Genomic DNA, 12,771 nt, shown 5'->3' on the forward strand with positions numbered 1-12,771 from the left:
AAAAGCCGGCTAACCAGCCAGCCCCGGCAAAGCCGCGATAACCCGGTCCAGCAGCTCCTGGCTCACGTCGAGGTGGGTCACAAAGCGCACCCAGCTCCCGCCAAAGCCGCTGGCCTTGATGCCCTGGCTTTCGAGGCGAGCCAGGAAATCAGCTACGGTCAGCCGGGTTTCATCGAGGCGAAAAATAACGAGGTTGGTTTCGGGCTCCAGAATTTCAGCCACGTAGGGCAGGGGGCGTAGCGCCTCCGCCAGCTGCGCGGCGCGGCGGTGGTCATCAGCCAGCCGGGCCACGTTGTTTTCCAGGGCATAGAGCCCGGCAGCTGCCAGGTAGCCCGCCTGCCGCCAGCCACCGCCAAATAATTTGCGCAGCCGCTTGCAGCCGTTGATAAACTCCTGCGAGCCCAGCAGCACCGAGCCTACCGGCGCGCCCAGCCCCTTGCTCAGGCACACCGAGATGGAGTCGAACAGCCGCCCGTAGTCTTCGCTGCGCTGGCCGGTAGCTACCAGCGCGTTAAAGATGCGCGCGCCGTCGAGGTGCAGCGCCAGCTTGTTTGCCTTGGTAAACGCCGCGATTTCTTCGAGGTCGCTCCAGGCGTAGCAGCTACCACCGCCGCGGTTGTGAGTGTTTTCGAGGCACACCAGCCGGGTGGTAGGGTAGTGTATATTGCCAGCCGGGCGAATGGCCCCGGCTATCTGGCTGGCTGTGAGACGGCCCCGGTCGCCGGGCAGCAGCGCCACCGAGGCGCGGGCGTGGTGCATAATACCGCCCACTTCCCATAAGTACACATGGGCCGTGGCTTCGCAGATTACCTCCGAAACGGGCGCGCAGTGGGCCATGATAGCCAGCTGGTTGGTCATGGTGCCCGAAGGGCAGAACAGGCCGGCTTCCATACCGAAGCGGGCGGCCAGGGGTTCTTCCAGCGCGCGCACGGTGGGGTCTTCCTCGTACACGTCGTCGCCGACTACGGCGGCCTGCATAGCAGCGAGCATGGCGGGGGTAGGGCGCGTCACAGTATCGGAGCGCAGGTCGATAATCGGCAGGGGGGAAGGAGCTAAAGCCAAGGGATTAAGCAAAGGGTTTGGAATTCCAAAAGTAAAGCCTTATTTTTGCACCTCATTTGCCAGAACTCTCATTTCCCCGGAAATCATGTCCGTTACCCGTCTGAAGCGCAAGCACCGCAAAAACATTGCCCGTGCCAACAATGAAGTGCGCAAAATCAAGAACTTGCTGCGTACGCCCGTGCTGAAAAACGTGGATTTGGACGAGCTCAAATCGCGCTTTGGCCATGCTGCCCCAAACGAGGCTGCCCAAAGCGATGCCTCAGTGGCTAACAAAAAAGATAAGGCGGCCGCGCAAGAGGAAGGCATCTTTAGCAAAGTAGCCCACGCCGCCTCCGCTGCTGCTGATAAAGTAAAGCACGTAGCCAGCGATGCCGTTGATGCCGTAGCGCACAGCAGCCTGGTAGAAAAGGCCACCGATGCCGTACAGGAAGCCGCCCACAACCTCGTGGAAGGTGCCAAGCACGCGCTGGAAAGCAAAACTCCCGAAGAAAATCAGGCTACGGAAGCCAACCAGACCGGCGGTGAAGGTTTTGATGCTGCCGAGGCTGAAACCAAGCCAGTGAATAACGACGGTCAGGAAGGTGAGCATCCCAAGCCCGAAATCGCGCTGTAGGCTGCTACTGGCTAAGTAAGTAAAAAGGCGTCCGGCTCTGTGGCCGGACGCCTTTTTAGCGTACGCCTGTATCTGCTATCGCCGTGCGCGGGCCCAGTTCGATGGCCTGCATCTCCACCACCTTACCCCGGTCGATGCCGAAACGCAACATAGTGCGCACCTTATGAAAGCCGTGCCGGCCCGCCGCGCCGGGGTTCAGCGTCAGCAGATGCAGCTTGGGGTCGGGCATTACACGCAGAATATGCGAGTGGCCGCATACGAATAGCCCCGGCCGCGCCTGAGCCAGCAGCTGCCGCGCGGCCGGGGCATAGTGCCCAGGGTAGCCCCCAATGTGCGTCATGAGCACCCGCAGGCCCTCTACCGCGAAGTCCTGCACCAGCGGCTCAGTGCAGCGCACGTCGGTGCCGTCGATGTTGCCATACACGCCCCGAAATACCGGGGCCAGCCCTGCCAGCTGCAAAACCAGCTCTGAGGAGCCAAAATCGCCGGCGTGCCATATCTCGTTGGCACCGCGCAGGTGGTGCGCCAGGCGCTCGTCGAAATAGCCGTGGGTATCGGAGAGGAGGGCGATGCGCGTCATAGCGGCGGCAAAGATGCAACGCCGCTGGCTAGTGTGGCAAAAAACCGGCGGCCCCGTATCTTGCGGCGCTACCAGCCGTATGCGGCAGGTACTGGCAAGGGGATAATTCCATTGCAGACTCTTTTCTTTTCGAAATTTCCGATGAACGTTTTCATCAACGATGTGCCGCTGATTATTAAAAAACTCAGCGACAAGGTGTACAAGCATAAATATGACCTCGTGCTTGCGGCTGACCAGGATTTCACCAGCAAGGATTTGGTAGGCGATGTGCTGGTGCGCGATGCCACGCCGGCCTTTCTCGACCGCCTGCTCCGGCTGATGGAAGTGAAAAAGCTGAAAAAGCTGGATTCGCTCACTATGCTCGCCCGCAAAAAGAAAAATCTTATTCTGCATCTCAAAGACCAGTTTAAGATTGCGAAGGCCGCCGGTGGCCTGGTAGTGAAAGATGGACAGGTTCTCATGATTTACCGCCTCGGTAAATGGGACCTGCCCAAAGGAAAGCTCAAAAGCGATGAGGATGTGGCCCTCGGTGCCATCCGGGAAGTAGAGGAAGAGTGCAATATCAAGGTAGAGCTGGGCGAAAAGCTGCCCAGCACCTGGCACTCGTATGCGTACAAAGGCAATAAAATGCTGAAAAAAACGAGCTGGTACGTGATGAAATGCCTCGACGACTCGGTAATGCGGCCTCAAACGGAGGAATACATTGAGGAAGTGCGCTGGATGTCGCCCCAGGATGCCCTGGCTCGCCTCGAAGAGTCGTACGCCTCCATTACCCTGGTGGTGCAGCACTACCTGAGTGAGCTGGCTGGCAAGCCTGCCAAAGCCACCTCTGAGAAATAGCCTGGGTTGGAATCCTTCCTGCAAGAGCGCTAAAATCAGGACCCATTGGCCTACTGCCTGGTAAATTTTTACTGAAAAAGGCTCCGCCAGCAATTGCCAGCGGAGCCTTTTTAGCTGCTTGTCTCAGCTAAGCTACTACTGCAACTTTGGGCGCGCCGGCCATAATCTCGGCGTTGGCGAAGTCGGCGTATTTTTCAAAGTTTTTAACAAACTTATCGGCCAGCTCCGTAGCGGTTTGGTCGTAGGCCTCTTTATCGGCCCAGGTATTGCGCGGGTCCAGTATCTCGCTTGGTACGCCGGGCACAGCCCCAGGCACTTCCACCCCAAAAATGGGATGCTTCTTGAAGTTCACCTCGTTGAGCACCCCGCCGAGGGCGGCCGTAATCATGGTCCGGGTGTAGCCCAGCTTCATGCGGTGGCCTACGCCGTAGCTGCCGCCGGTCCAGCCCGTATTCACCAGCCACACATTGATGTCGGGATGCTCGTCCATTTTCTGGCCCAGCATCTCGGCATACTTGGTAGGGTGCAGCGGCAGAAATACCTGCCCGAAACAGGCCGAGAACGTGGTTTGCGGCTCCGTGACGCCCATTTCGGTGCCGGCTACCTTTGCCGTGTAGCCCGACATAAAGTGGTACATGGCGTGGCTCTTGCTAAGCTTGCTGATGGGCGGCAGTACCCCAAAAGCATCCGCCGTAAGGAAGAAGATATTCTTCGGGGAGCTGCCTACCGATGGCTCTACACAGTTGGGAATGAAGTGGATAGGATAGGCCGTGCGCGTGTTCTCCGTTACCGACTTATTGGCGTAGTCTACCGTGTGCGTGCCGGGCAGAAACCGCGTATTTTCCACGATGGAGCCGAAGCGGATGGCATCCCAGATTTCGGGCTCCTTGGCGCGGCTCAGGTCGATAACCTTGGCGTAGCAGCCGCCCTCGAAGTTGAAGATGCCGGCCTCGGGCGTCCAGCCGTGCTCGTCGTCGCCGATAAGTCCCCGGTTCGGGTCGGCCGAAAGAGTCGTTTTGCCAGTGCCCGAGAGGCCAAAGAAAATGGCCGTGTCGCCGTCCTGGCCCACATTGGCCGAGCAGTGCATGGCCAGCGTGTTGTGCTCGTGGGGCAACAGATAATTCAATACGCCGAATATGCCTTTTTTCATTTCGCCGGCATAGCCCGTGCCGCCGATGAGAATCATCTTGCGGGTGAAGTCGATGATGGCGAAGTTTTTCTGGCGGGTGCCATCCACGGCCGGGTCGGCCTCAAAGCCGGGGGCACAAATGATGCTGAAGTCGGGCGTCCACGACGTGTCGGCATCAGCCGCCGGCCGCAGAAACATGTTGTAGCAGAAGAGGTTGTGCCAGGCCAGCTCATTTACTACGCGCAGCTTAAGCTGATAGTCGGGATTGGCCCCGGCGTAGGCTTCACGCACAAATACTTCCTTATCGGCGAGGTAAGCCACCATTTTCTGGTGCAGCTGCTCAAAGCGGGCGGGGTCGAAGGCGATATTGATGTCGCCCCACCACACGCTGCCGGCGGTGTTGGCATCCTTTACCACAAACCGGTCTTTGGGCGAGCGGCCCGTAAACTGGCCAGTGTCGGCCATCAGCGCGCCGGTATCGGTAAGTGTGCCTTCCTGGCGGCGCAGCGCGTGCTCCACCAGCGCGGCGGGAGTAAGGTTGAGATGGGCCTGGGCCGGAGCCTGCACAAAACCTAAGGGGGCCAGGCGGGCAGCGACTGCTTTTTGGTCAGCCATGAAACAGAGAAACAAAAAGTGGGTGGGAACAGTGTGGAATGGTACTACAAATGTACAAGGGCTCTGGCGAATTTTCGCTGCAATCGTTTGCGGCTGGCCGGGTCCGGTCAGTTTTTAAGCTCAAAAACTGGTCTGCTTAAAAGAAAAAGCAGTTTTTAGGCAATCATGCCCACCCACAATATCTGCCAAAAGCTATTGAGTTTGTGGCCGTGGAGAAAGGCTTAATATAGTGAAATCTATATGTTAAGCCTCTGCCTTTGCTCCTCTATTACCCAAAGTTTTCTTAGCTTTACCCACCCCCCGCCCGGTGTGGAAAGGGTATTTACGTTTCTTTTTCTTTTACCTCTTCGTTCTCTGCATGCAACCTGCTACCGCCAGCCTGCGCCCGCAACCGCCCCAAACGGCCTCGGGCAGCCACCCGCGCGGCCTCTACCTCCTGTTTGCCACCGAAATGTGGGAGCGCTTCAGCTACTACGGCATGCGCGCCGTGCTGGTGCTCTTCCTCACCAAAGCCATGATGATGGACAAGGCGTTCGCGTCGAAGTTCTACGGTGGCTATACCAGCCTGGTGTACCTCACGCCGCTCATCGGCGGCTTTATCTCGGACCGCTACTGGGGCAACCGGCGCTCCATAACGGTGGGCGGCCTGATGATGGCGATTGGGCAGTTTACGCTGTTTTTTTCGGCCAGCAACTACGGGCCCGCCAGCACGCATCAGCTTAGTCACTGGCTGCTTTACGCTGGCCTGGGCACCATGATTGTGGGCAATGGCTTCTTTAAGCCTAATATCTCCAGCATGGTAGGCTCGCTCTACTCGACCACCGATACCCGTAAGGATGCGGCCTACACCATCTTCTACATGGGCATCAACCTGGGTTCGTTTATCGGCAATACTATTACCAGCCTGGTAGGTGATACGGGACACCCCGGCGACTTTCGCTGGGCCTTCTTGGCCTGCGGGATTGCCATGCTGCTCGGTACCGCCGTTTTCAATTGGGGCAAAGGCAAATACCTGCACACGCCCGAAGGCGAGCAGGTGGGCCTCACGCCGGTTAACTCGGGCGGAGTGAAGGGAATTTATGCGTTGCTGCCGGTGCTACTGGCGCTGGTGCTGGGTATTCTATGGCTTGATACCGCCATGTTCCCGACTATTGCCCCGCTGCTTGGCATTGCTCTTGTTGCGATTATCTTCATGATATTCAGTGATAAATCACTCAGTGGAGCCGACGTCCAGGGCATCATGGTCATCTTTATCGTGTCGTTTTTCGTCGTATTTTTCTGGGCAGCCTTTGAGCAGGCACCGGCCTCGCTCACGTTCTTCGCCGATGAGCAGATGAACCGGACTATCTTCGGTGTTACCCTGCCGGCCAGTATATTCCAAAACCTGAATGCTATTTTCGTCGTGGCCGGTGCGCCACTCATGGCGATGGTTTGGGTTGCGCTGGGTAAGCGCGGCGCCGAGCCGGCCTCGCCCGTCAAAATGGCAATGGGTTTGGCGCTGTTGGCCGCTGGCTACCTGGTAATGTGCTTCGGGGTGCACAACCTCCAGCCCGGCGTGAAGGTGAGCATGTTTTTCCTGGTAATGCTGTACTTCCTGCACTCGGCCGGCGAGCTGTGTCTGTCGCCCATCGGCTTGTCGCTGGTCAATAAGCTGGCCCCGGTCAAATTTGCCTCCCTGCTGATGGCCGTGTGGTTCTTGGCCAACGCGGCGGCCAACTACCTGGCCGGCTACATGAGCAGCCTGTATCCCGACCCCAAATCGACCGCCCCTGCGCCGTCGGTGCTGGGCTTTCACATCACGAATCTCTACGACTTCTTTATGGTATTTGTGGTGTCGGCTGCCGTTGCCGCCGCCATTCTGTTCCTGCTCAGCGGTCGCCTGGCCAAGATGATGGACGCCCGCAATTATCCGGCGCCCGCTGCCCAGTAGTACGACGGAGTAGCTTCGCGCTAGTGCATAAAAAAGCCCCGCCGGACATCGTCCGGTGGGGCTTTTTCTATCTCAAACGAACCGAAAGCAAAAGTCAGTCTGCGTAGCCGACGTATCTGCGAAATTCGTTCAATCTGCGGTCTACATCATGCCGCCCATGCCACCCATTCCGCCCATGCCACCGTCGCCGTGGCCACCAGCAGCTTCTTTAGGCTCGGGCTCGTCCGAGATAACGGCTTCGGTCGTCAGCAGCAGGCCGGCGATGGAAGCGGCGTTCTCGAGCGCCAGGCGGGTTACTTTGGTCGGGTCGATGATACCAGCGGCCGTCAGGTTTTCGTAGCGGTCCTCGCGGGCATTGTAGCCAAAGTCGCCTTTGCCATCGCGCACCTTCTGCACCACTACCGAGCCTTCGCCACCGGCGTTCTGCACAATAGTACGCAGGGGAGCTTCCAGGGCCGTGCGGATGATGTTAACGCCGGTCCGCTCGTCGCCGTTCAGGGTAACCACTGCGTCGAGGGCCTCAATGGCGCGCACCAGGGCCACGCCACCGCCGGGTACTACGCCTTCCTCAACGGCGGCGCGGGTCGCGTGCAGGGCATCGTCCACGCGGTCTTTCTTCTCCTTCATTTCTACCTCAGTGCTGGCACCGATGTAGAGGATGGCAACGCCACCGCTCAGCTTGGCCAGGCGCTCTTGCAGCTTCTCCTTGTCGTAGTCCGAGGTGGTAGTTTCCATCTGGGCCTTAATCTGATTCACGCGAGCGGTGATATCTTCTTTCTGGCCTTTCCCGTTGACAATCGTGGTGTTGTCTTTGTCGATGATGATTTTCTCCGCCGTGCCGAGGTAGTCCAGGGTAGCGTTCTCCAGCTTGTAGCCGCGCTCTTCCGAAATCACCGTACCGCCCGTGAGGGTGGCGATGTCTTCGAGCATGGCCTTGCGGCGGTCGCCGAAGCCGGGAGCCTTCACGGCCGCGATTTTCAGCGAGCCGCGCAGCTTGTTTACTACCAGCGTAGCCAGCGCCTCACCATCCACGTCTTCCGAGATGATGAGCAGCGGCTTGCCAGTCTGAAGCACTTGCTCCAGCACGGGCAGCAGCTCCTTCATGGTGCTGACCTTCTTGTCGTAGATGAGGATGTAGGGGTTCTCGAACTCCGTCTCCATCTTCTCGGGGTTGGTCACGAAATAAGGCGAGAGGTAGCCGCGGTCGAACTGCATGCCTTCAACCGTTTTTACTTCGGTTTCGGTGCCCCGGGCTTCTTCAACCGTAATAACACCTTCTTTACCAACCTTATCCATCGCGTCGGCAATCATCTTGCCGATTTCCGCGTCGTTGTTGGCCGAGATGGTACCCACCTGCGCAATCTCCGCGCTGTTGGCAATCGGCTTCGACTGGGCCTTCAGGTTGGCCACTACGGCCTGCACAGCCTTGTCGATACCGCGCTTGAGGTCCATCGGGTTAGCACCGGCGGCCACGTTCTTCGAGCCGGCGGTGTAGATAGCCTGGGCCAGTACGGTAGCCGTAGTGGTGCCGTCGCCGGCCTGGTCGGCCGTTTTGCTGGCTACTTCCTTCACCAGCTGGGCGCCCATGTTCTCGATGGGGTCGCGCAGCTCGATTTCCTTGGCTACGGTTACGCCGTCCTTGGTGATAGAAGGCGCGCCGAACTTCTTGTCGATGATAACGTTGCGGCCTTTCGGCCCGAGCGTTACTTTAACGGCGTTCGCCAGTTTATCCACGCCGCGCTTCAAGCGGTCGCGGCCTTCGGTGTCAAATTGAATGTTCTTAGCCATTAGGTGGTTAAGTGATAGGTTAATAAGATGTTAAGCTTTGAAATGTGATAAATGGGCTGCTGTGCGAAATGTAAGAGTTAGTAAAAACCGTACATCTTTCTAGTTAGCCACATTTAGCACCTCAACTTTAAAGAACGGCCAGAATGTCCTTCTCCTGCATGATGAGGTAGTCCTCGCCGTCCAGGGTAATTTCTGTGCCGGTCCACTTGCCGTACAATACCTGGTCGCCGGTTTTCACCTGGGGCTTAATGAGACTGCCGCTGTCGGCAGTGCGACCTTCGCCTACGGCTACTACTTCGCCACGCTGGGGCTTCTCCTTGGCAGTATCGGGGATGATGATGCCAGACTTGGTGGTGGCTTCGGCGGCGGCGGCTTTAATGACCACGCGGTCGGCCAGCGGTTTAATGCTCAGTGCCATTGGTTGAAAAGGGAAATGGATGTTTTGGATAAATAAGAAGTCGGAACTTCTGCTGCGGCGATTGACACGAAATGTGCCAACCGCCCAAACCTGACAGAATGTGCGCCACAACTAGCCGGATTGGCAGACCAGCCCGGCCAACGGCCCGCCGACCAAGCAAAAAGCCAGTGACCCCGTCTGAAACGGAGCCACTGGCTTAGAGAGGAAATATACTAAAAGTTGCTTATTTGGCCGACTGTGGGGCCGTTATCGGCGCGGCTGGCTGCTGGGCAGCCGGTGCTCCCGCGCCAGGGGCCGAAGCCGGGGCAGCCGGGGCTACTGGCACAACTGCTCTCTTGGCAGCCTGCTGGTTGACGCTCTGGATAGGGCCGTTGCTGCCGCCGCCAACCATGTGGGTAGCCAGCGATAATACAATCAGGCCCACGGCGAAGCCCCAGGTTAGTTTTTCCAGCAAGTCGCCGGTACGCTTGACGCCCATGAGGTTGGCGGTGCCGCTCGCACCAAACTGGCTGCTAAGGCCGCCGCCCTGAGGATTTTGAGCTAATACTACCAAGGCCAGTAGGAAGCACACGAGCAGAATGAAAATGACTAACGCGAGGTACATGGAAAAAAGTAAAAGCTACGCCGACGGGCGCAAAGATTCAATTTGGGCTGCAAAGTACGCCATTTTTTCTGGGTGTTTCACCATGAGGCGCTCATAAACTGCAATAGCGCGGTCATTTTTTCCCTGGCGGGCCAATATTTTAGCCAGGCTTTCGGATGCCAGGTCGGGCTCCGCGCGGGTGCTGCGCACCGAGAGGTCGGCCTGGGCATCGGGCTCGGGAGCCGAGGGCAGCGGCGCTACGCGGCGCCGTTGCGGGGCCGGCGCGCGCTGCAAGAAGCTGTTAATCAGGTCGAGGGAGCTGGGCTTAGGTAGCGTTGGGAGCTGATGGGCTGCCAGGTGTGCCAGCAGAAGGCCATCGGGCTCAAAAAACTCGCCAGTGGGCGGCAGGCTGGCGCTGGGCAGTAAGTCAGTGGGGAGGGGAGCCACCAGGCAGAATCCCAGCTGGCTCCCCTCGGTGGGGGCATAGCCTACATCGGGCACACCACTATACGCAGGCAGCGCAGGAGTGGCCGCCACAGTGGCAGCAGCACTTATACCAGCTGGCTCGACTGGATCCGGCAGGCGGTAAGCCAGTAGCTCGGCCGGTTCTTCATCGGCCAGCCCAAACTCGTAACGGGCTACCTGCGCCCCGGCCGGCGGGCGAATGGGCGGAGCCTGAGCCGGCAGCTCTTCCTCTGCCTCAGGCAGTAGCTCAGCAGCTATTACTTCGGGTAAGGCAGCCGGTGCTACTTCCCCGATTACCTGGTCGGGCTGGTCGGTTGGCGCTGCGACGAGGAGCGGTTGCCCGGTAAGAGTCTCGTTCTCCGGGGCAGTAAGCGTAAGGACCGGGGCCTCCTCAGGCGCAGGCGCTGCTGCCACCCGCTCGGGCATGGCGAGTGGAGCCTGTATTTCGGCAAGTGCCGGCTCCGCTACTGCTATTGAGGGGGCGGGCTGCTCTATCAGCTGGCGCAGGTGCGTGCGGTCGGCGGCATAGGTGGCGGCCCGGCGCAGGCGCTGGCCGGCCAGCATAGAGCTCTGGTCGTGCGCCGCTTTGGCCAGCAGCAGGTGAGCCGTTTGGCAGTAGGGGAAGGCCTCAGCCAACTGCTCCAACGCACGCGTATCGGCCCCGTTGAGAGTCGAAGGATGGGTTAGAAGCTGTAAAAGCGAGGCGCGGGTCATGCGGGGAGAAGGAGGGAGCGGAGTAGTGTATTTGGTAGTCAGTAGCTGGTATTCAGTAGTATAAGCTGGGCTAAGCGCTACCAGTTGGCCACCGACTTGTTGAACATATCGCTGATAATATTGCGAGTGATTTCGCGAACCGATGCCAAATCGTTGTTTATGGACGCAATATCCTGCGTAGAAGCGAAATCGCGCTGGCTCTGGAAAGTCTGCTCGAAGTCCTGCTTATTATTCTTGGTGTTAGTAAAGCGAAGCTGCACCTGAATGGTGAGGCGGTTGGCACCTGCGCTGGGCAGTCCGCCGGCCTGCTGAATGGCCGCCGGGGCAAAGTCGTAGGCCACAATAGTACCTTCAAATTGTAGGTCGCCATCGCGCGGCACCAGCTTAAGGGTGGTATTACGCTGAAAATAGTCCTTAATATCTTCGGTAAAGCGCTGAGACAGATACGCCGGCGCATTGGGCGCGGTATTCTGGAAGGTCTGAATGGAGAGCGTCTTAACCGCCGGGTCGATGTTGGTGCCGTTGAATGAATACACGCCGCAGCCGCTCAGCAGGAGCAAGGGCAGCGCCAGCAGGCTCAGTGCCTGGCGACGGGTGGTTTTAAGCCGATTCCAGGTCATATTGCTTGAGCTTGCGGTAGAGGGTGCGCTCCGAGATGCCCAGGTCTTGGGCAGCATATTTGCGCTTGTTGTGATGCTTTTTCAAGGCCTTGAGAATCATCTCTTTCTCAATTGCATCGAGCGACAAGGTCTCTTCCTCGGTTTCGTGCGAGATGTCTTCCGTCTGGTCGGTATCGTCCTCGTCGGCATAGTTACTGACCGAGCTTACATCTACCCGCAGCGGCGCAGCCGGGCTGGCGGGCAGGTAATAGCCGTTGTTTTCGGTGGCGCCATCCGGGCCGGATAGGGCGCAGGCTCATTTAAGTTGTTGAATAAATGGCTGTTCTGCCGCAGCAGCTCCTGGGTATCAGTAGTGGCGGGGCGGTTGCCGGTGGCCAGCTCCAGCACCACTTTTTTGAGGTCGGTCATGTCGCGGCGCATGTCGAACAGCAGCCGGTACAGAATATCGCGCTCCGAATAAGAACTAAAGTCATTGCCGGTGCCGTGGCCGGGCAGCAGGGCCGGCAACAGCGACGTTTGGACAGCCGGCAAATAGGTAGTCAGGCGGGCAGCATCAACTTCACGCTCCAACTCCAGCACCGAAATCTGCTCGGCCAGGTTCTTGAGTTGGCGAATGTTGCCCGGAAACCGAAACCGCGTGAGCAGTCGGACCGCGTCGGGCGTGAGAGATATAGGTTTTACTCTATGTTTCTCCGAAAAGTCAGCCGTGAACTTGCGGAACAGCAGGTAGATATCATCGCCGCGCTCGCGCAGCGGAGGTACCGTAATCGGCACTGTGTTAAGGCGATAGTACAAGTCTTCGCGGAATTTGCCGGCCTGCACCCGGTCGAGCAGATTCACGTTGGTGGCGGCTACTACGCGCACATCGGTTTTCTGCACCTTGCTGGAGCCCACCCGGATAAACTCGCCATTTTCGAGCACGCGCAGCAGGCGGGCCTGGGTGCCCAGCGGCATTTCGGCAATCTCATCCAGAAAGATGGTGCCGCCGTCGGTCACTTCAAAATAGCCCTTGCGAGCTTCATTGGCCCCGTGAACGCGCCTTTTTCGTGTCCAAACAGCTCCGAGTCGATGGTGCCTTCCGGAATGGCGCCGCAGTTGATGGCGATAAACTGCCCGTGCTTGCGCGGCGACAGGGCGTGGATAATCTTAGAAAACGACTCCTTGCCCGACCCGCTTTCGCCGGTAATGAGCACGGTCATGTCAGTCGGCGCGACCTGCGCGGCTACCTGAATGGCGTAGTTCAGCGCCGACGCATTACCAATGATGCCGAAACGCTGCTTGATGGATTGGATTTCTTGATTTGTCATTAGCCAGACTAAGCCTGATAAGCTCAGTCCATGAAGTTTATTTCTTAGGAAAATTCAGGCGCCATACCAAGCGGATGACTAAAAAGCGACCAAGCCACCCACCGGCA

At 58.4% G+C, this 12,771-nt stretch carries 11 protein-coding genes and 1 pseudogene; 3 read left to right on the forward strand and 9 right to left on the reverse strand.

Features of this window, described 5'->3' with window-relative positions:
- Window positions 1–9: 9 nt before the first annotated feature.
- Window positions 10–1,062 carry a GntG family PLP-dependent aldolase gene (locus tag GKZ67_RS06515; protein ID WP_317172252.1) on the reverse strand — a complete coding sequence of 351 codons (1,053 nt, stop codon included), beginning with the start codon at window positions 1,060–1,062 and terminating at the stop codon, window positions 10–12.
- An 85-nt stretch (window positions 1,063–1,147) separates the two neighbouring features.
- Between GKZ67_RS06515 and GKZ67_RS06520 the strand changes: the two genes are divergently transcribed.
- Entirely contained in the window at window positions 1,148–1,675 is a 528-nt protein-coding gene (locus GKZ67_RS06520; protein WP_173240508.1) for a hypothetical protein, read from the forward strand.
- Window positions 1,676–1,730: 55 nt separating this feature from the next.
- Here the strand turns inward: GKZ67_RS06520 and GKZ67_RS06525 are convergent, their stop codons facing one another.
- Window positions 1,731–2,255, reverse strand: a complete 525-nt coding sequence (locus tag GKZ67_RS06525) for a metallophosphoesterase family protein (RefSeq protein ID WP_173241637.1) — start codon at window positions 2,253–2,255, stop codon at window positions 1,731–1,733.
- A gap of 141 nt (window positions 2,256–2,396) precedes the next feature.
- Here GKZ67_RS06525 and GKZ67_RS06530 point away from each other — a divergent pair, with 141 nt between their 5' ends.
- Window positions 2,397–3,095 (forward strand): NUDIX hydrolase, encoded by a 699-nt coding sequence (locus GKZ67_RS06530; RefSeq protein WP_173241638.1) that lies wholly within the window; start codon window positions 2,397–2,399, stop codon window positions 3,093–3,095.
- A gap of 127 nt (window positions 3,096–3,222) precedes the next feature.
- Here the strand turns inward: GKZ67_RS06530 and pckA are convergent, their stop codons facing one another.
- Window positions 3,223–4,839, reverse strand: a complete 1,617-nt coding sequence (pckA, locus tag GKZ67_RS06535) for a phosphoenolpyruvate carboxykinase (ATP) (protein WP_173241639.1) — start codon at window positions 4,837–4,839, stop codon at window positions 3,223–3,225.
- Window positions 4,840–5,197: 358 nt separating this feature from the next.
- Between pckA and GKZ67_RS06540 the strand changes: the two genes are divergently transcribed.
- Window positions 5,198–6,769: a peptide MFS transporter gene (locus GKZ67_RS06540; RefSeq protein ID WP_173241640.1), complete on the forward strand. Its 1,572-nt coding sequence runs from the start codon at window positions 5,198–5,200 to the stop codon at window positions 6,767–6,769.
- Between the two features lie 141 nt (window positions 6,770–6,910).
- On the opposite strand, the gene groL is transcribed toward GKZ67_RS06540, so the two are convergent.
- The 6 genes and pseudogenes from groL to GKZ67_RS06575 form a co-directional block, all read right to left on the reverse strand.
- Window positions 6,911–8,557 (reverse strand): chaperonin GroEL, encoded by a 1,647-nt coding sequence (gene groL, locus GKZ67_RS06545; protein ID WP_173241641.1) that lies wholly within the window; start codon window positions 8,555–8,557, stop codon window positions 6,911–6,913.
- Window positions 8,558–8,684: 127 nt separating this feature from the next.
- Complete coding sequence (gene groES / locus GKZ67_RS06550; protein ID WP_197487401.1) at window positions 8,685–8,975, reverse strand: co-chaperone GroES; 291 nt, start codon at window positions 8,973–8,975, stop codon at window positions 8,685–8,687.
- Between the two features lie 223 nt (window positions 8,976–9,198).
- The gene (secG, locus tag GKZ67_RS06555) at window positions 9,199–9,579 is read right to left on the reverse strand and encodes a preprotein translocase subunit SecG (RefSeq protein ID WP_173241642.1); all 381 of its coding nucleotides are present in this window, start codon (window positions 9,577–9,579) and stop codon (window positions 9,199–9,201) included.
- Between the two features lie 15 nt (window positions 9,580–9,594).
- Window positions 9,595–10,737, reverse strand: a complete 1,143-nt coding sequence (locus GKZ67_RS06560; protein ID WP_173241643.1) for a hypothetical protein — start codon at window positions 10,735–10,737, stop codon at window positions 9,595–9,597.
- Window positions 10,738–10,814: 77 nt separating this feature from the next.
- On the reverse strand, window positions 10,815–11,357 hold the full coding sequence (locus tag GKZ67_RS06565; protein WP_254245100.1) for an LptE family protein: 543 nt from the start codon (window positions 11,355–11,357) through the stop codon (window positions 10,815–10,817).
- Window positions 11,338–12,664 (reverse strand): annotated as a pseudogene (locus GKZ67_RS06575) (sigma-54 interaction domain-containing protein). The gene GKZ67_RS06565 and the pseudogene GKZ67_RS06575 overlap by 20 nt, the downstream one beginning before the upstream one ends.
- Window positions 12,665–12,771: the final 107 nt, after the last annotated feature.

The sequence above is a fragment of the Hymenobacter sp. BRD67 genome, from assembly GCF_013256425.1.
In the GTDB taxonomy this organism is placed as follows: domain Bacteria; phylum Bacteroidota; class Bacteroidia; order Cytophagales; family Hymenobacteraceae; genus Hymenobacter.